Source organism: Coprococcus intestinalis, from assembly GCF_023656595.1.
Classification (GTDB): Bacteria; Bacillota; Clostridia; order Lachnospirales; family Lachnospiraceae; genus Coprococcus_A; species Coprococcus_A intestinihominis.
On the sequence record NZ_JAMOKJ010000001.1, the window covers coordinates 293,772 to 312,326 of the forward strand.

Consider the following 18,555-nt stretch of genomic DNA (forward strand, 5'->3'; position numbering starts at 1 on the left):
GTTTTTATTCATTCTATTATGCCGCCTCGACTGCGCCTGCTGCCACAATATTGACGCCTGTACCTGCCACATTTTCAAGGACAACATCACCGATAGCCACCGGTGCCTGAATTGTCACGCCTTTTAATGCTGCTACACATTCAAAAATCTTATCCTTCGGAATATCGGACTGTGTTTTGACATTGATCATCGGAGCAGCGCCGCCGCTGACTCTGACAGTTGTCGTGACGATACGTGTCGGATTAGTGACTTCTTTTCTGGCATAAATATCGCCCTTTTTGCAAGTGTTGCCTTTGACTTCTACAACTTCTTTACCATTCATTGTCACTGTGAGAGCGCATCCCAAAGGACAGCCGATACAGGTTAATTCTCTTGTTTCCATTCGTTATGCCTCCTCAATTTTGATTGTAATATGCTTCAAATCAGGGTAATCTGCCAGTTTGGATTTCTGCAGAATCACCTGCTCCATTTCTCCCGGTGCCATGACCGGACGTTTGCGTTTGCTGATGAGTTCATCATCAAAATAAGTCGCAATGGCACAGTTTTTATAAACATCTCCTACACGGAAACGAACTGTCAGGGTATCTTCCATTTCTGTCGGACGGATATATTTTGGCACTGTGTAACGAACGCCATCTACCGGCAAAATTTCAACAGTTTTTGCATCGGCTGTCTTGCCCTCCTTAATATAAGCTGCAGCATTCTTTCCGGCTGTTCCGGCTTCCTGGGAAACATAATCCACCAGGTCATGCACATGCAGCACGTTGCCGCAGGCAAATACGCCGTCGATATTAGTTTCCAGACTGTCATTGACAATCGGGCCGGATGTAATCGGGCTTAAGTCAACACCGGCACTCTTGCTCAACTCATTTTCAGGGATCAGACCGCAGGACAGAAGCAATGTATCACATTCATAGCGTTCTTCCGTGCCCGGAATCGGACGGCGGTCAGGGCCAACCTCTGCAATTGTAACAGCCTTTACACGGTCTTTGCCTTCAATATCAACAACTGTATGACTGAGTTTCAGCGGAATATCGAAATCATTCAGACACTGAACGATATTTCTCTTTAATCCACCGGAATAAGGCATCAGCTCTGCCACAACCTTCACTTTGGCACCTTCCAGTGTCATACGTCTTGCCATGATCAGGCCGATATCACCGGAACCAAGGATAACCACTTCACGCCCCGGCATATAGCCTTCCATGTTCACCAGACGCTGTGCGGTACCTGCGGAGTAAATACCTGCCGGACGATAACCCGGAATATTCAAAGCACCTCTTGAACGTTCACGACATCCCATGGCCAGAATCACGGCTTTGGCCTGAAGAAGAATCATGCCTTCCTCACGGTTCATGGCAGTGACAACCTTTTCATGGGAAATATCCATGACCATTGTATTTAATTTATATTCAATCTTTCTCTCTTTGACCTGTTCGATAAATCTTGCTGCATATTCAGGTCCTGTCAGCTCTTCTTTAAATGTATGAAGACCGAAACCGTTGTGGATGCACTGGTTCAGAATACCGCCAAGCTGTTTGTCTCTTTCAAGAATCAGAATACTTTCAATACCATTGTCTCTTGCAGCAACAGCGGCTGCCAGACCAGCAGGGCCACCGCCAATAATAATCAAATCATATGCTTTCATCATGCGCCCTCCTATAATTCCTTGTTGGTACCGATAACGATATTGGAACCAACACCGTTCTTTGTAATGTCAAACATGCTCATTGGCACTTCACGTTCAAGAATTTCCATCGTTCTCGGTGAACAGAAGCCTGCCTGGCAGCGTCCCATACCGGCTCTTGTACGACGTTTCACACCATCAAGGGAACGTGCCCCCAGCGGACGGTGAATGGCATCCAGAATCTCACCCTCCGTGATCATCTCACAACGGCAGATAATATTGCCGTATGCAGGCTGTTTCTTAATCAGTTCATTTCTTTCTTCCAGTGTCAGTGTATCCGGATGAAGAATGCCTTTTCTGATCGGGTTGAACTTGTCGTTAACTTCAGGATTCAGCATCTCTTTCACCCTGTCTGCCACCATCACTGCAATAGCCGGTGCAGATGAAAGTCCCGGAGACTCAATACCTGCCACATTGATAAAACCTTTGGCATCTTCTGCTTCACCAATCACAAAATCATCACCGGCCTCATGGGCACGGAGACCTGCAAAAGATGTAATCACCTGACGAAGGGGTACATTCTTCACACTGAGAGAAGCGGTACGTCCGAGGGAATCCAGTCCGGCCTGGGTTGTATTAACCGCTTCTTTATCTTCCACATCTACGGCAGTCGGTCCAACCAGCAGATTGCCGTGAACCGTCGGGCTCACAAGAACACCTTTGCCCATCTTGGACGGCAGCTGAAAAATTGTATGAGATACATGCTTGCCTGCATCTTTGTCCAGCAGCATATATTCACCTTTTCTTGCTGTAATATGCAGCTTATGTTCGCTGACCATATTATTCAGTGTATCTGCATAAACACCGGCTGCATTGATGACAACTTTCGCTGTTTTTATCTCTTTTTCGCCGCTGTCTGTATGGATCACTGTCAGTTCATAGCCTGACTCTGCTTTCTTAATATCATCCACCTGTGTATTCAGGAAAAATTCGACACCGTTGCTGCATGCATTTTCAGCATAGCCCATCGTCATATGGAAAGGACATACAATGCCGCCTGTCGGTGCAAACAATGCACATACAACATCATCACTGAGATTCGGTTCCATAGCGATCAGTGCCTCACGGTCAAGAATCTGAAGATCCGGCACGCCATTGGCCTTGCCTCTCTCCATCAGTACTTCCAATCCTTTCGGATCCTGGTCTTTTGTGCATACAACCATAGAACCATTTCTCTTAAACGGAATATCCAACTCTTTTGCAATCTGATCCATCATGGCATTGCCTTTGACATTAACCTTTGCCTTTAATGTGCCGGGTACAGCATCAAAACCCGCATGAATAATGGCACTGTTGGCCTTGGATGTGCCGCAGCAAACATCCTCCTCACGTTCAATGACACAGACATTTAACTGATATCTTGATAACTCCCTTGCGATGGCGCTTCCTGTCACACCGGCACCGATAATCGCTACATCATACATAAACCCAATCTCCTTTCTATTTCTGCTTAACAGCCAAACGGGAAAATAAAAAGCAAGGGAAATAGAGCGATTGTCTCGCTCTACTTACCTTGCTCTAATCTCCCGGTAATCACTTTATTGATTTGCTGCCTTTATGTTACCACCCTCTGAGAAGAATTGCAACCTCTTTTCCAGAATATTATGTATAAATTTTTTGTTGCTTTTTCTCCCTCTTTCTTATCCTAAGAATGGGTTTATTCTTGCACAAAACATTTTCAAATAACCTCTCTGTCTTTCCTGCTCCCCTTCATCTTCTTCTAAGAATGCTGTAATCAGATTCTCCAGATTGACCTGAATCACGCCCATCTCCCGGTCTTCATGATAATAAAATTTTATTTTTGCACAATACCTGGTTATTCCATCCTTCGTATCTCCGATATAATCCGGAAGTACCAGGAAGTTATAGACCTCCGTTTTATCTGTTCTTTTGAGCACAGTATTTTCATACATCCGTTTTATCTGTTCCTGATAGAAGAACTGTTTATAAATATCCATATTTCCCGGGAGTTTATATCCATTGTCTTTCCACCCCGAGTATTTTGCATCTAAAATACAGCACAGTTCCTGATCACCTTCAGACATATCGATGACGATATCCGGTATGTTTTTCTTCTCCATATCTTCAAATACAATTCTCCGATTTTCCAGTGTCCTGTCTTCTTTTCTCTTACTCACCGGCTCCCATTCATAGATATTATACGCCGGGTGGTTAATATGAAGATCCTCCCTACGTAAGATAAAGCTATCATAGAGCACATCATTTCCTGAGAGGTGAAGTTGATTTCTATAAAGCCATCCGATCAGCCATTCAAATACCTTTTCAAATTTCACTGCCGCAATCACACCAACATTCTTCTGTTCCCTACTCCATGGATTCCTTATCTCACACCATGAAACCAGCGTGTCTACACACCAAGGATAGATTGGCACAAAATTGATATCCTCCGAACACTTTTTTACTTCCTGAAAATACTGTTCCAACAACCTGGCATATTTCAGCAGCCGTTGCTCTTTCTCTTCCTGAGACTCTCCGTTTCTCACGCTCACTGATTTCGGAAGGCACAAAAACACTTGCTCATCTACACGCATCACGCCTACAAAATTCCAGGCACCATTTTTTATCAAAGGCTCTATCGCCCACTGTCTCTGCTCAAAGCTGAAGGAACTATAGTGCATGCCTTTCAGTTTCTCACAAAGTTCCTCCGGCACCTTTTCCGCATCCTGAATATATTCAATCGGCATTGTTTTCACATTCACTTCTCTGGGCAGCAATGGATACCATTGTTCCAACACTGTTCCTGTCTTTTCAGTTGATCCCCACCAAAACGCCAGCGGACAGTTATTGGAAATATTATAATCTGTTGCAAAGAAAGCACCAAATCCCAAGGAAATATCATGCTTATATCCCATTGGCTTCATCTTGTCATTGCCATTCTCACTAAGTGAACAGATATAAGCCCCTTTTTTCATCAATGCCTGTTCCAACACATAGCGGTTATATCCTGAAGTGAACAGTTCAGATTCTCCGTCAGAATAACCTTTTCGAAATCCAATTCCTGAACGTCCTGAAGATGCCTTGAGCTCCTCCAGATGCACCATATACTGATCCACATAAGGATCCCCTTTTACCTGCCTCGGCCAGAGTATATCATAAGGCTGCGGCTGATGCATATCATTTTTATATGCCCTCATCAAATGGATTTCCGCTTTTATGTGCTTTGGTGCACAGATTTCTTCCAGTCTCTTTTTCACATAAGGAAGGGCGCCATTATAACCGGCAATGTAAATAATTTTTAAGGTACTGCCTGGGTTGGGATTCTCTGTCTCCAGCCAGTAACCCACATCTTTCAGCAGCGTCATTCCGGTAAACAGGCAATCATCCAGATAAAAATAGTTCCGCACCTCACCTGGTGCACAGGTATTCACCCCTGTGTACCCGCAGGCTTGAAGATAGGACTCAACCATTGGCACCAGACGTTTCTGAGAATTTCCCTTCGTCTGTATATCCAGAAATTGGCTTTTGGAAATTGTTTTCTGCGGATCTGTTCCCATGATATCCGCATTCGTCTCTATGTACCTTTCCCATTCCATGAGCTTTGCCTGGTCTACATAATTTTGCTCTAACAGACGGTTTGTTTCCGTCAGAACAACCATTCTTTCTTCTTCCGGGAACTGACTGATCCACCGGTCCACATGCTCCGCATCATAAACACCGGTCCCCTTGCGGTAATTTTTTATTTTCTCTGCAATTTGTTCTTCTAATGTACGAATTAATGGCTCTTCCATTTCAGCTCTCCTTTTCTTTTGCTTGTCATTCGCTGACTTATTTTTCTAAAGACTCCAGCAATGCAGTGCAGCCTTCATAAACATCCCTGTATGTCTCCTCAAAATCACCTGTATACCACGGATCCGCAATAGACCTTCCCGGCCTGTCTGTAAAATCCAGCAAAAGCTTTACTTTTCCTTCTTTATCCGGACCGGTAATCCGCAATGTATTCCTGATATTATTGCTGTCCGCACACAACAGATAATCATAATACTGATAATCCTGCTTTGTCACCTGTCGGGCACGCTTACCGCTGAAATTCGTATAGGCGGTTTCACCAATGCCGTGTCTTCTTAATTCCGCCTGAGCCGGAGGATAAATTGGGTTGCCTTTACCATTCCATATTTCTTCCGTACTGGTTGCTGCTGAAGCAATCTCAAACGCATCAGTTAAACCGCATTTCTCCACCATGTCCTTTAAAACATATTCGGAAATCGGTGACCGACATATATTGCCATGGCAGATGAAAAGTATTTTAATCATAGTTTTATTTCTCCTTGTTTTGCCCCGAAATGCCCTTGTTTGCGAGGGATTCCGGGGATTTGTGAAATGTGTGTTTTTGCTGCACTCTTGGCAAAATAGGGCAAGATGGAGCAAGTTGTTGTGGGCTGTTAGTAGTAAAATTGGTAGTAAAATGGGGTTAGCTTACTACTAAGGATTATATATTATAATCTGCATATACTGAAAGCATACTCTCAACACTCTTCACAAAGTTCTTAGAATTATCATCAAACTCGTACTCTCCAAGTATGGTATGATACACATTTCCCGTATATTCTGTAACAAAAATTGCATCGTATAACTGTTGGATTTTTTGTTCAACAGTAACTACACTCTTACCTTCTTCCACTTCAAAGGCTTCATTTCTATTTAGCAATCGTGTAGCCAACCATTCTCCCTTATCAGAATCTTTATAAATATCCATAAGTGGTTTCGAACTTTTTCCGCATACAAATTGGTTATATAACGATATATCAACAATTTTTAGTCCTACAAGAATTGGAACCACATACATCAATAAAAGTTGTCTTCCTTTTCCATCTGAAAAAGAAAAATCAAATTTTCTACTCTCATGTGTAGGCTCATATGCTGCTGTTTTCACTTGTCGATAAAAACGAGTGGCTTCACGCAACTCCATATTATATGTATCTATTACTTTTCGACATATTTTTTCTAAGACATAACTAGATTCCAACCCCATTTCCCTATAAAATGCAGTTTTATCTGCTGGTGGCAAGGATATTCTCATATCAAAAAATCTGTCTAAATATCTGCACGCATCAAATGTATTACCATAATAATGCTTTATTGTATGTTGTAACTCCCCTAAATTAACAGAAAAAACAAACGTAATTCTGTCATCATATAAATAATGTTTTATTCTTTCTAATAATTGAACAGCATAGCTTGGCTTACATCTATCCAATTCATCTATGAAAACCACTAACCGATTTCCTCTTTCAACTAATAACTCCGTAAAGAAATTTTTAATGTTCTCGTGTAAATCTTTTTCTTCTTTAATCTTTGTAAGCGGATTATCGCTTTTTAAGTTTTCAATAATACCGTTTATATTTCTACCAGTAAGTGCCTCTAACACAGAACCCGCCAACTTGAATGCATTGCTATTATCATCAAAAGCATAATTTATTCCTAACTGCTTTATTATTTCGTACACCAAAGACAATACCGGGTCTGTATCATTATCATTTTCCCATGCGTCATAATAAACTGCCACATCATAATTCTCTGGCATGTCTTCTGCTTTTTTCGGAAATGGAAGTGCGTATACAATACTTGCTTTCTTTTCATCATCCATATCGCTCATCGGATTTTTTGCATTTATTAGCAACATAGATTGTTTCACAAAAAAAGTCTTTCCACTCCCCCATCTGCCATCAATAGCAATAGAAGAAGCTCCTTCTTGTGCTAATATCAAATCATAAAAACGCACTAAATCTTTGTTTCGTTTCAATAAATCTTTATTCAAGGTATGTATCAAATTTTCTTCCGTAGGAATCAATTCAAAACTATTCATGTCCATTCGCTCCTTTGTATTGTTCTTCCCATTTATGTGTAATCTTCTCACTTCTTCTTAGGATTAGTTTAATTAAATTATTCGCATATTTCCTATAAGCATCACATAGAATTTCTTTGTTTTTTTCGCTGATATTACCGGAAACAATATCCTTCCACCATATGTTGGAAATATTACCTGGAAATACAGCTTCGTTTTCTGATATAGGAATTTTTTCATTTTCCTCGCTTGTAGCCAATGATATAATTCTATAATCTTCTTTTTCAGCATCCATAACAAAATCCTGTAACAACCAGAAATCTATAAATGCTTTAAATGCAGCTTCTCCATACTGATTATTACTAAAACTTAACAAAAAAGATTTTTCTATATCATTATGTAATACATTCCATAACGGTTGTGAAAAACTAGATTTATCGACATCTCCCAAATAGAATCTTTGAATTTCATAAAGTGTCAAATCTATTCTATCAAATAAACTTCCGCCGCCTGCTCTAGCAGTATTAATTGTTGGAATACGATGCACCGGCCAAATCATATGTCCTCCGATAGTTCTTGCATATAATAAATACTCTCCAATTTCTCTATCTTCAATTCCAACATAATGTGCCCACGCTCTAGAAGGACCAATATAATCACAACTGAATCTACCCCCGTTATAATTAGCCAAATTAAATTTAGTGCTGTCTTCTATATACAATTTCAATATTTCATCTTTACTCCATATTCGCAACAAGTCACGATACAACCTATTACTACATCCATCAGCATCTCTATAACACAATCCCTTTACTGTTGCAGAGGCACATCTTCTTGTCATGCATTTATTTCCAGAATTACAAGCTCTATAATCTTCCGCCTTATATGCATCGTCCGTCCATCCCATCGCATCATTAATATAGCAATAATTTTTCTTTATCGTTTGTTTCGACATTTGCATTCTCCTCAAAATTCCTAATATTATTATATCGTCACATCCGTAATTTTTCCATAGAAAAAACGCCCCAGTGAACCCGGAGCGTATCTACTGCGCAGCCTATCTACACCACCTTAAACATTTTCTGTGATACCGCTTTTGCATCGTTTTTCTTTTCTATTTCTGCCTGCGCTTTCCTAAACTCTTCCATCCGTTTCAATTCTTCCTCTGCATCATCGAATCCGATATGCGTGTACACATTCATTGTAACCGATATATCCGAATGCCCCATGAGGTACTGCAGCGTCTTTGGATTCATTCCCGATTTTGCCATATTTGAACAATACGTGTGTCGGCATACATGAGGCGTGATATTTGGCAACTGCACCCGGTAGATGTCATTATATCTGCCGACCATATGATTGAAACGATGTTGCCAATGCATTGCCACAAGTGGCATTCCATTATCATCGTAAAACAGGAATCCGCTATATCCATCTATGGCTTTCTCCACTTTCGGTGCATTTCTATCCTCAATGATTGCTTGAAACATCTGTGCCACATCCTCCGTAATTGGCAATACTCTTGTTCCGGCATCCGTCTTTGTGGTTTCTATGATGTATCGCATATCTGATGTTCTCTGCAACTGATGGTCGATATTTATGGTTCTATTTTCAAGATCAATGTCCTTCAGCGTCAGTCCACAAAATTCCGATATTCGCATTCCCGTATGAAAGAGTATGTACACCACTTCATAGTATTTGCAGTACACCACATCGTCATGCACAAACTTCAGGAACTTTCTCATCTGGTCTTTTGTAATTGCTTCTCTTGTGACTGCGTCATTTACCAATACCCCGGCAAGCTGAAATCCGAATGGATTCTTTACCAGAATGTCATCATCCACAGCCATCTGAAAAGCTGGTCGCAGCACTCCCCGGATGGTATGAATGGAACTGTAGCTTTTTCCATCTTCCTGTTGCAGCTTGATGAGAAACAGCTTTGCATCGGATGTTTTCACACTTCGTATTGTCTTTTTGCCAAATGCTTCCTTCGCAAGTAATCTCTGTACTGTAACATATCCCTGTTTCGTGCTTTGCCTTACTCCTGTCTTGGTTTTCAGATAACGGTCTACCAGTTCACAGACTGTCATCTGTCCGTCCACGATATTTACAAGCAAATCTAAATCTGTGTTTACCTGTTTTTCCAACTCTCGAAGGGAAAGGCATGGTTTCTTGCCCTTTGGGAGTTTATCCGTAGGCTCCAGTTTCCAACTGTATACAAAGTGTGGTTTTCCATCAATATGATATTTATATTGATATTTTCCGTCTGCTCTTACACTCTCTCCCGGTCTTAATACTCTACGCTTGGAATCTCGCCTTGTCTGTCCTCTTCCTGCCTTTGCCATTATCCCCGCCTCCTTAGTTCTGGATGGTTATGCAGATACCTTTCAAAGGCTACACGAAGAATCAGCTTGCGTTCTCCGTAGTATGCCAGAAACTCTTCTCCATCCGTATTATTCAATAAATCATAAAATTTTCTCCGGCTCAGAACAAAATATTCAATTGCCTCAGAAGGATTCAAAATATCCTTTTCTGCTAAACTCGGTCTTGCCATAAAAGTACTTCCTTTCTGCCAAAAGAGGCTGTTTTCAAGGGTTTTCGGGGTCATCCTATGTTCGCTCTTATGCCCTGTAATAGCAACTACTTTCGGCAGATAAAAGGAACTATATTTCTGAAGAATTAAGAATAAATTCTTCGAACTTCGGACGGATAATGAGGAATCGGTTTCCACAGTACACCGCCACCGTTCCAAGGTTATCCTCTGCAATTCTTCTCAGTTTCTTTATACCAATATTAAAATAAGCTGCTGCCTCCTTGATGGTGAGCATATACTTCTCACTAACAGAAAGCGCTTCATTGCTTTCTGCATTCATAGTATCTCTCCTTCCGACAAGGTGGTCACACAGCTGACTCCTTTGTACTACTTTTCTTTTTTTGTCATTTTTACTCTGATTCTGTGATATTTGCCCCCAGGGGCGGTCTGAATCTCTGTCACCTTTTATGCATGGCAACGGTGCCGCCCCTTCACGCACAAAAACTGTGAATTTAAACGGGGTATTAACCACCCAATACAGCTAAATACCATACAAGGGGCATATATCCCATTCAAGATGATAGAAATAAAACCAAACAATTCTACGATTATTTTCCTGCATCTGCCATCTGGATAACCTTGATTGCTTCATTTCTTACAAGTTTTCCGTCAAGGAACTCAAATGCAAGATATCCAATCTGATCATACAGTACAAATTTTTCCAACAATGTTCTTACCGTCACAGGCTTTCTTCCCACAATCCAGTAATAAGAAAAGTCACCAAATGCAATCGGCTTAGTACCTGTTTCGATATCCGGCATATACTCAGAAATAATAACCTGTTTGCCAAGAATTGTATCACTTGCCTGATTCCACAAATAATTGCTATCATTATCCTTCTGCTTTCTGAGTGCAAGTGCTGTCTTATCATTCATAAGCCAGATACCCTTTCTTCTATATTCCTTATCAACACTAAAATATAAAGAAATCACATCATCATAAGTCAGTGTTTCTACTGCCAGTGCTGTTTCTGCTCCATCTGTATTATGAAGGATACCAATAGGCTCATCTGCTCCGGTTCCATTAATAAATGCGTTATCCTCTGCTTTTCCAAATGACTTTCCAAGCTTTTGTATCAGATACTTTTCAATATCGAATCCTGCGTCATTTACAAAATCCTCATCCAATGTAACGATAGATGCCAGCTTATAGCTTTCAATCATTTTTTCATTGAAATCTCCGGCACTTTCATATACCGGAATTGCAGCCCCCTCCGCTACAAATTCCACCTTATCCTTGCAGTCCTTCGCAAAGATTTTGTAGCCATTTTTGTATGCACGAATAACTGTCGCTATCCTTCTTAAATCACCTTGATTATCGCATATGGCGCAGGCAGAAGAAGGCAGAAATGGTAAATCGACTTTCTGGAATACCATAGCAAAAGTCCTGGGAACATACAGCGGTAACATATCCGCTGACGCACTTACCGTTGGATGTCGTAGAAATGTAAAACCAGAACTTGCTGAAATCAAAGGAAAGCGTATTCTTATTGCATCCGAGTTAGAAGAAGGGTCGCGTCTTAATACAGCCACAATCAAGCAGCTATGCTCTACCGACCAGATTTATGGTGAAAAAAAATATAAAGATCCATTTAGTTTCACACCAAGTCATCTTACTGTTCTTTATACCAATCATCTTCCAAAGGTTGGTGCTACTGATCCAAGTACTTGGCGTAGGTTGATTGTCATTCCTTTTAACGCAAAGATTGAAGGCAAATCTGATATTAAGAATTATGCTGACTATCTTTTTGAAAATGCCGGAGGTGCAGCTCTCACCTAGATTATTGAAGGTGCCCAAATGGTATATCAGAATAACTTCCAGATTGATCCACCGGAATGTGTACAGAATGCAATCAAATCATATCGTGAAGAAAATGACTGGCTTGATGATTTCTTAGGTGAATGTTGTGAAATCGATGACAGCTATAAAGAGAAATCCGGTGAGCTGTATTCTTCTTACCGCGGTCACTGCATGAGTACAGGAGAATATATCAGGGGAACAGCAGACTTTTATGCCGCAATTGAACATGCCGGTTTTGAGCGTAAACGTGATAAATCCGGAAGGTATGTAAAAGGACTTCGTTTGAAATCTATTTTTGCAGCATAACATCCATTTCATAGGTGGTGTCAGTCGGTGACACTCTTATATACAACTTTTCTTATAAGAGAAAAATTTATTGTATATAAAAAGTTATGTAATTGACCGTCATAGAGTGACACACCAAGATTGGATGCACCCTATAAGGAAGGAGGAAACCATTTGATTGATGAAAACTTAAAGAGGTATCTGTGGTCAGGATTAGATTATGATCGTTATGAAGTAATCAAAATCATACCCCAAACCACAAATTTTGCAGCCATTGTTATGAAAAGCCGTAACACCATAGATACCCCCTGGTGTCTGGAATACTGTGGTACTGGTCACTATTTTGACACCTATGAAGAATTACAGAAATTTTACTTTAAACATTTTAAGAAAAGATTGGAGGATTAATATAATGTCTCAACCATGTTATGCGTCCTGCTTCGTTCCAAGTAATTTAGGTACAGCACAATACGATGTGATATCGCTCATGGCAACACCAAATGGTCATCCGGTTGCTGTTATGAGAAGTAACGCACCATCAGAATATAGCTGGTGTGTCTTATGTGGATTTTCCACTGTATTTTTTGCAAGCAGGACAGATGTAGAAAATTATTGTTGCAAACATCAATTCACAAATTTCAGAGGAGGTAGAAAACATGAGTAAATTTATTTTCCCATTACAAACGTCAACAACTGACGGAAAGTATCACAATTATTTTGGAAAATTCAGTCAGCATTCTCTTATGAAAGATGGTAGCTACGAATTTGGTATTTCAGAGTCCCACAGCGGTCTATTCCATCTTGAAGGCTTATCGCAAAAAAAGATTCCTGCTGCCAAACACCTGCAGATTATCTGTCCGCACCATTGCCAGCATGAACTTGAAGCAATTAACCATAACACGCTAATCTGTAGTCAATGCGATCCAAGACTGGCCAATATCGAAGGAGGTATGTAATATGTTAACATCAAGCAATTATAATTATGAATTCAGCAATGTAATCAGAAACAAAAGAAGAAATGAGGAAATTTTATCTGAAGGATATGACAAATCTTCTGACAGCTATATGTTTCCTTCCGGAAACTTCAATAACTTTTCAGATGCCGTTATAAAAGAAAACTTATTCCGCAGGCTTGGAACCGTTCTTCATGCTCCCACCAGAGAAGGTCTTATCCAGACAGTATTTTCTACTGCTAATGCAGCCATTGTAAATGAAGCTACTGCCTTTCCAGAAGATAACGATTCTTTTGACAAAGCATCTTTTTCTTCATACAAAATCGCCGCTGTATCAAAGTTAAATAACCGCTTCATTGAGGATATGCACTTCAATGTAGAAAAGTATCTAACCAATGAATTTGCTCGTAGATTTGGCAGAACCGAAGAACAGGTTTTCATCAACGGAACCGGTATAAACGAGCCATCCGGCCTTTTGATGACCGCCGAGACAGGACGTTGCAGCGATACTGCCGAGAGTTTATCTTATGATGATATTATTGCATTGTATTTTGCAACAAAGCCTGACTTCAGGAAAAATGGTGTCTGGTTAATGAATGACAATACAGCATTAACCCTTAGAACGTTAAAAGACAAGAATGGTAATTATCTGTGGCGTCAGTCAGATGACACGATCTTAAGCAGTCCAATAGTTATCTCGCCATATATGCCTGATATAGCAGCCGGCAGTATTCCTGTTGCATTTGGCGATTTGTCCTATTTCTGGATATTAGAACGACAGCCACTTTCCGTAAAGATCTTAACTGAACTGTATTCTCGCGAGAATTTGACTGGCTATGCTGCTTATGAACGTATCGATGGTAAGCTCATCCGCCCAGAAGCTGTTCAGCTTCTTGCAATAAAATAATACAGGGCATCTTTGCGACACCCTGCACCAAAGAATCGTATTATTTTATACTTTGCGAAACGCTAAATTTCCAGAAAGATTTTGAAGCAGAATCCGGCGAGCAACTTTGCTGTCATCTCCGATGAATCCCAAACGTAAAAGGAAACATCGGAATGCATATTTTTCATTCTCAACTTCTTTATCCTTCAGCGCTACTCGTTTTAGTTTTATTGCTAATTCGCATAACTTGGAAATAAATTCTGTATATGCACTCACAGCATCCGGCTCGGACGCAAGTGGAAACCAGGGAAATGAAACCTGATTCTCGGTAATAGCAACCTCCAACTGCTCCACTCGGAATGCGTGTTTAAAAAGCGTTTGCTTCCCTTCTATCAACTTCTGCAAATTTACCAGCTTGTCATCTGTAAACATGTTTCTTGGAACTGATACGCTTAATACATCTGCTTTCACAGTTTCATCCTCTGGCAGCTCTAATTGTTGTATGCGCTCACCTTTGTAAAACCGTTCTAAAATCAATTCCAATTTACTTTCTGACAAATCCCCGGATGCATGAAACACTCCGTTCTTATCCAGAATGCAATCTCCAATCAGATAATCAAACTTGGGTGTTCTGGTATACTTCACCGGCATTCCAAGCAATTCACCTATGGCATAAGCCAGCTTCTTTCGTTCCTCTCCTTTAACATTAAAATCAATCTCTGTAATCATTGCACATACCACCTTTCTTTTTGGTATGTACATATATCACTCTAAATGAATAATAAAGCAAGTCAATTCTGAAATATTTTTACACAGAACACCATATTATTTGCGCACAAATATCTCCCCATATCCTTTAAAAACAAGTCTCTCCGGCAAATATCCGACAAAAAACAATACCCCCTTTGCAATTTGAGGGGGCATCGGTCTTCCGGATGGAAGAACGTAGAGATTTGGCATCCCCCTACTTACCAATCTTAATCTTCATTTTCAACAATTCTAAATATATTTTTCTTCAAAAATACCTCTCTTATTTTCAGATAATATTCATCTACTGTCATCCTAGTTGTCTCATATTTATTTTTTATTATGTCACATTTTTTTATCAGTTCCTCTTGTATTTGTGAAGGAATAATAGGTAACATTAATTGATACACATCTTTTCGACTTAATCCCGGAACACCCGTACTTCTTTTTTGTTTAGGAATTTGTCTAACATCAATAGCCAACAACATGTAATATACAAATTTTATATTATACGTATCATCTAATAAATTAACATAAAATGTTGTATCAATAGGATTGCAATTTTTTTCTTCCCATACAATTTGTCCTGCACTTCCTTTTCTACCAACAATAACACTTGGGCCTTCTACCAAATAGCTATTATGGGTTCCCACTTGTCCATTAGAACCCATAACCGGATATTCACCTGGTATACGATTTTCTTCTGGAAGATTTTTACCATATTCTAAACTAATTAGTTTAGAGAATTTTTTTAATTCATAATCACTTTCTATTTGAATCCGATTCAACAATGATGTATCAATTGTCTTATCAAATATTGGTGCTGAGAAATCCAGCAAATCTGGCATACCACATATAATTGTATGCGGTTGTTTTACTATTTCCTTTCTCAAGAAATTGTTACGTATCATCATATTAATTTTATTCTCGTCATTTAAATCCTGCGGATTAAATAATGGTGTCTTTATTTTATCAATTCCATGCTTTGAATCTTTCTGTCCTACATACTTTATTCCTTCATCTCCTTTTGTATCACTCCACCCATAACCGAGAAATTTTTTCAATTCAGTAGCAGATGTTGGCGATTTTACAACTACAACCGGTGAATGATTACTCTTTGCAAGTACATAAAAATATACTTTTTCTTTTTCTAAAGCAACTACATAATCATAAAATCTATCATGTAACTCCTTTTGTTGTTCTTCTTCTGAAAGTTTTTGAAAAGTTTCTTTTTGTATTCTATTAGTCCACTCCGCCGTTTTCTTGTATAGTTCTAAATATTCTACAAACACATCGGTTGACCATACAACACTTTTTTCATCATTACCTATAAACTCAATATATTGATTATAATCAATTCCCCTCATTTCACAGTAATCTTTTAACAAATTATCATCTTCAAATAGCATATCCTTTGTCCGATCATTCTGAAACCATGAATCGACTCTATTTTTATAATGATTACTTTCAGGTGGATTTTCTTCTCTCTTCTTCATAAATAATGTAGCAGTATTAGTTCCCGTTTTTCCAAAAGTCTTCGTTCCAAACTCAACTATTGCATATATGTCAAAATATTTAAGTATTAATTCCCTTGCCTTAACCGATACCATATCTGGATTGTTAAGCAATGAAATTGGCAGAACAATAATAGCTATTCCTCCTGGCGCTAATAATTGATATGCCCTCTCCACAAAAAATGCTTCAATGACATCATTTGTCGAAATGCTATTCTTCCCAATAAACTCATAAAGTGAATATTTATTTCGCTCTCTCTCTGATAAAGTCTCTAGAAACCCCTTTACACTATATGGTGGGTTTGTAATAAGTAAATCGTAATAACCTTCCTTAATATTTTCATTTTCAGATAAAGCATCATCATACACAATATTAATATCTTTTTGACCATACATAAATGCTGATACTTTGGCCACTTTAGATAAACGATATTCTTTTTCAATTCCTAATATACTTCCATAATACTCTGTTATTCTATCATCCGGAAGATATTCTTTTACTCTACGAGCATACTCATTTAAAAAATGACCAGCTCCACATGCATAATCCAACATTTTTAATGTATGATTACCCTTTGATTTTATCATTTCCTCTAATGGTAATGTTGACACTAAGAATCTAACAATTGGTGTTGGTGTGAAAAACTGTCCCTCACTCTGCTTAATACCATCATCCAGAAATCCTTCAAACAAATCCCCAAGAAACTGATTAGGTTTTTCCGTTACAAGTTTGACATCTTGCAGCATTTTTACCATTTGAACTAATACTTGTGCATTTTTATAAAACAACTTTTCATTATAAACATCAATGAAAGAAAAATCATTATTTGTGTAAAACTTTAATTGTCTAAAGTACTTAAGTATAGTATCTTTGGTTGCATCCGGATCATTCAAAAAAAGCTTGAATGTTTCTTCAATAGTTGACTCATCAATATATGAAACTTCTTCTCCAAGAAATTGTTCCATTCCTTCTTTGTATAAAACCTGCAATCTATCTTGCAATTTATAATAATCATCATATTGTGGTCCCCCCCAGTAAAACTGAAGTTTATCTGAATTTCGTATTTCATCAACTATTTTTGCCAAAAACAAATTTACCAACTTATCAAAAGCATTTTCCCTTCCTGATACATTATGTTGCCTTAATATAGTAGTAAATTCATGATATTTTTTTTGTATATCATCATGACCTATTTCTGTAATATTGGAAATATCTCTTCCTTTTTCTTCAATTAAATATGGAATGCATGTATCCTCAAATATTCCATTTTTAAACGAATACTTTCCATATGTTATATTCCAAGCTGCAAATAACGATGATTTGTCATTCGCTTTTTCAAAAGAAATAGGTTCATCAAATGATTCGAGTGTTGCAGTATTGTCTTTTAATGAGATAATGTTACTTTTTCTAACCAGTTCATCATTGTCCCAATTTGATGCATACATACATAAATATTTGGTTGACCTTTTTTGAACCGCATAAAAAAACAACTGATCTCCATCTTGTTCTGTTTTTTTCCAATAATTATCAAACTCTTTTCCCCATGTTTTGCATTCAATAAGCAAAAAAGATTCACCTGCATTATCCTTAACTAACACATCAGCCTTACCACCACCTCCTATATCATGTGGTGCCTCCCATTTAGGTTCCAATTCAATGCACTCTGGTTTATATCCCAGTTTTAACAATCTATACACACATTCCAAAACAACAAAATTCTCATTTTTTGTTAAATTACTTGTAGTTTCATCATTTACTATTACGCCATCTGGATATGTTATTTTCCCTTTTCCCGCAAAGTCAACCACTATCGTATATCCAAGAATTGTATTTTTATATGTATAAATTTCTTTTCTATGTGTAAATTCTAAAAAATCCAAAACCTTTTTTAAATTTTCTTTATTTATCATAACTTACGTTCCCCCGTTTTCCTTTCGTTTGAAGCAGCAATAACCTTATCAGCCTCTTTCAAGGCAGTTCTTCTTATAAACTCACTATATGAAGCATACGCCTCAAGTCTTGCAGCTTGTTTCAACTTATCCAGTTCTTCTTCACTAACCCTAATACTCATAGAAATTGTCTTGTTCATTTCAAAGCCCTCCTATGTTCAAAATTATATCATCCGTGTGCAACATTTACAATACAAATCGCCACGTTACAACAATCGAGTAGGAGAAAATTCCTCTTGATGAGGAATTTTCGACCTCTCACACCACCGTGCGTACCGTTCGGTACACGGCGGTTCAATCAACTTAACATGTAACACACCTTTCAGTGTAATAATCT

At 38.7% G+C, this 18,555-nt stretch carries 17 protein-coding genes and 1 pseudogene; 4 read left to right on the plus strand and 14 right to left on the minus strand.

Features of this window, described 5'->3' with window-relative positions; translation table 11 throughout:
• Positions 1-16 precede the first annotated feature (16 nt).
• From NBH03_RS01345 to NBH03_RS01395, 11 genes are all read right to left on the minus strand, one after another.
• Positions 17-382 (minus strand): DUF1667 domain-containing protein, encoded by a 366-nt coding sequence (locus tag NBH03_RS01345; RefSeq protein ID WP_015513415.1) that lies wholly within the window; start codon positions 380-382, stop codon positions 17-19.
• Between the two features lie 3 nt (positions 383-385).
• Positions 386-1,648 carry an NAD(P)/FAD-dependent oxidoreductase gene (locus tag NBH03_RS01350; protein WP_015513414.1) on the minus strand — a complete coding sequence of 421 codons (1,263 nt, stop codon included), beginning with the start codon at positions 1,646-1,648 and terminating at the stop codon, positions 386-388.
• An 11-nt stretch (positions 1,649-1,659) separates the two neighbouring features.
• Positions 1,660-3,111, minus strand: a complete 1,452-nt coding sequence (locus tag NBH03_RS01355; protein WP_250796236.1) for an NAD(P)/FAD-dependent oxidoreductase — start codon at positions 3,109-3,111, stop codon at positions 1,660-1,662.
• Positions 3,112-3,327: 216 nt separating this feature from the next.
• The gene (locus NBH03_RS01360) at positions 3,328-5,436 is read right to left on the minus strand and encodes a phosphoribosyltransferase-like anti-phage protein (protein ID WP_250796242.1); all 2,109 of its coding nucleotides are present in this window, start codon (positions 5,434-5,436) and stop codon (positions 3,328-3,330) included.
• Positions 5,437-5,473: 37 nt separating this feature from the next.
• Positions 5,474-5,959: a low molecular weight protein-tyrosine-phosphatase gene (locus tag NBH03_RS01365; protein ID WP_250796253.1), complete on the minus strand. Its 486-nt coding sequence runs from the start codon at positions 5,957-5,959 to the stop codon at positions 5,474-5,476.
• A gap of 175 nt (positions 5,960-6,134) precedes the next feature.
• On the minus strand, positions 6,135-7,511 hold the full coding sequence (locus NBH03_RS01370; protein ID WP_250796258.1) for a KAP family P-loop NTPase fold protein: 1,377 nt from the start codon (positions 7,509-7,511) through the stop codon (positions 6,135-6,137).
• A complete protein-coding gene (locus NBH03_RS01375; RefSeq protein ID WP_250796262.1) occupies positions 7,504-8,445 on the minus strand; it encodes a DUF6994 family protein in 942 nt (313 codons plus the stop codon). The genes NBH03_RS01370 and NBH03_RS01375 overlap by 8 nt, the downstream gene beginning before the upstream one ends.
• 106 nt (positions 8,446-8,551) lie before the next feature.
• Positions 8,552-9,835 (minus strand): site-specific integrase, encoded by a 1,284-nt coding sequence (locus NBH03_RS01380; protein ID WP_250796276.1) that lies wholly within the window; start codon positions 9,833-9,835, stop codon positions 8,552-8,554.
• Entirely contained in the window at positions 9,835-10,044 is a 210-nt protein-coding gene (locus tag NBH03_RS01385) for a MerR family transcriptional regulator (RefSeq protein WP_250796280.1), read from the minus strand. Before NBH03_RS01385 ends, NBH03_RS01380 begins: the two co-directional genes overlap by 1 nt.
• A gap of 109 nt (positions 10,045-10,153) precedes the next feature.
• Positions 10,154-10,363: an excisionase gene (locus tag NBH03_RS01390; RefSeq protein ID WP_250796289.1), complete on the minus strand. Its 210-nt coding sequence runs from the start codon at positions 10,361-10,363 to the stop codon at positions 10,154-10,156.
• Positions 10,364-10,631: 268 nt separating this feature from the next.
• The gene (locus NBH03_RS01395; protein ID WP_331476017.1) at positions 10,632-11,492 is read right to left on the minus strand and encodes a phage major capsid protein; all 861 of its coding nucleotides are present in this window, start codon (positions 11,490-11,492) and stop codon (positions 10,632-10,634) included.
• On the opposite strand from NBH03_RS01395, the pseudogene NBH03_RS16070 reads away from it, so the two are divergent.
• The 4 genes and pseudogenes from NBH03_RS16070 to NBH03_RS01415 form a co-directional block, all read left to right on the plus strand.
• A pseudogene (locus tag NBH03_RS16070) lies at positions 11,422-12,189 on the plus strand (DNA primase family protein); the annotation flags it as partial. The gene NBH03_RS01395 and the pseudogene NBH03_RS16070 sit on opposite strands and share 71 nt — an antisense overlap.
• 153 nt (positions 12,190-12,342) lie before the next feature.
• Positions 12,343-12,576, plus strand: coding sequence for a hypothetical protein (locus NBH03_RS01405; protein ID WP_243059917.1), 234 nt, complete (start codon positions 12,343-12,345; stop codon positions 12,574-12,576).
• 248 nt (positions 12,577-12,824) lie between these two features.
• Positions 12,825-13,124: a hypothetical protein gene (locus NBH03_RS01410; protein WP_250796295.1), complete on the plus strand. Its 300-nt coding sequence runs from the start codon at positions 12,825-12,827 to the stop codon at positions 13,122-13,124.
• 1 nt (position 13,125) lies between these two features.
• The gene (locus NBH03_RS01415) at positions 13,126-14,028 is read left to right on the plus strand and encodes a phage major capsid protein (protein ID WP_250796305.1); all 903 of its coding nucleotides are present in this window, start codon (positions 13,126-13,128) and stop codon (positions 14,026-14,028) included.
• 45 nt (positions 14,029-14,073) lie between these two features.
• Here the strand turns inward: NBH03_RS01415 and NBH03_RS01420 are convergent, their stop codons facing one another.
• The 3 genes from NBH03_RS01420 to NBH03_RS01430 form a co-directional block, all read right to left on the minus strand.
• Positions 14,074-14,736 (minus strand): hypothetical protein, encoded by a 663-nt coding sequence (locus NBH03_RS01420; protein ID WP_250796310.1) that lies wholly within the window; start codon positions 14,734-14,736, stop codon positions 14,074-14,076.
• A 248-nt stretch (positions 14,737-14,984) separates the two neighbouring features.
• Positions 14,985-18,179, minus strand: coding sequence for an N-6 DNA methylase (locus NBH03_RS01425; protein ID WP_250796316.1), 3,195 nt, complete (start codon positions 18,177-18,179; stop codon positions 14,985-14,987).
• Positions 18,176-18,358, minus strand: coding sequence for a plasmid mobilization protein (locus NBH03_RS01430; protein WP_250796325.1), 183 nt, complete (start codon positions 18,356-18,358; stop codon positions 18,176-18,178). Before NBH03_RS01430 ends, NBH03_RS01425 begins: the two co-directional genes overlap by 4 nt.
• Between the last annotated feature and the right edge of the window lie 197 nt (positions 18,359-18,555).

What these genes read in the sequence shown, in the direction of transcription:
- NBH03_RS01345 (WP_015513415.1), bottom strand. Translation starts at nt 382, where the DNA reads ATGGAAACAAGAGAATTAACCTGTATCGGCTGTCCTTTGGGATGCGCT.
- NBH03_RS01350 (WP_015513414.1), bottom strand. Translation starts at nt 1,648, where the DNA reads ATGAAAGCATATGATTTGATTATTATTGGCGGTGGCCCTGCTGGTCTG.
- NBH03_RS01355 (WP_250796236.1), bottom strand. Translation starts at nt 3,111, where the DNA reads ATGTATGATGTAGCGATTATCGGTGCCGGTGTGACAGGAAGCGCCATC.
- NBH03_RS01360 (WP_250796242.1), bottom strand. Translation starts at nt 5,436, where the DNA reads ATGGAAGAGCCATTAATTCGTACATTAGAAGAACAAATTGCAGAGAAA.
- NBH03_RS01365 (WP_250796253.1), bottom strand. Translation starts at nt 5,959, where the DNA reads ATGATTAAAATACTTTTCATCTGCCATGGCAATATATGTCGGTCACCG.
- NBH03_RS01370 (WP_250796258.1), bottom strand. Translation starts at nt 7,511, where the DNA reads ATGAATAGTTTTGAATTGATTCCTACGGAAGAAAATTTGATACATACC.
- NBH03_RS01375 (WP_250796262.1), bottom strand. Translation starts at nt 8,445, where the DNA reads ATGTCGAAACAAACGATAAAGAAAAATTATTGCTATATTAATGATGCG.
- NBH03_RS01380 (WP_250796276.1), bottom strand. Translation starts at nt 9,835, where the DNA reads ATGGCAAAGGCAGGAAGAGGACAGACAAGGCGAGATTCCAAGCGTAGA.
- NBH03_RS01385 (WP_250796280.1), bottom strand. Translation starts at nt 10,044, where the DNA reads ATGGCAAGACCGAGTTTAGCAGAAAAGGATATTTTGAATCCTTCTGAG.
- NBH03_RS01390 (WP_250796289.1), bottom strand. Translation starts at nt 10,363, where the DNA reads ATGAATGCAGAAAGCAATGAAGCGCTTTCTGTTAGTGAGAAGTATATG.
- NBH03_RS01395 (WP_331476017.1), bottom strand. Translation starts at nt 11,492, where the DNA reads ATGTTACCGCTGTATGTTCCCAGGACTTTTGCTATGGTATTCCAGAAA.
- NBH03_RS01410 (WP_250796295.1), top strand. Translation starts at nt 12,825, where the DNA reads ATGAGTAAATTTATTTTCCCATTACAAACGTCAACAACTGACGGAAAG.
- NBH03_RS01415 (WP_250796305.1), top strand. Translation starts at nt 13,126, where the DNA reads ATGTTAACATCAAGCAATTATAATTATGAATTCAGCAATGTAATCAGA.
- NBH03_RS01420 (WP_250796310.1), bottom strand. Translation starts at nt 14,736, where the DNA reads ATGATTACAGAGATTGATTTTAATGTTAAAGGAGAGGAACGAAAGAAG.
- NBH03_RS01425 (WP_250796316.1), bottom strand. Translation starts at nt 18,179, where the DNA reads ATGATAAATAAAGAAAATTTAAAAAAGGTTTTGGATTTTTTAGAATTT.
- NBH03_RS01430 (WP_250796325.1), bottom strand. Translation starts at nt 18,358, where the DNA reads ATGAACAAGACAATTTCTATGAGTATTAGGGTTAGTGAAGAAGAACTG.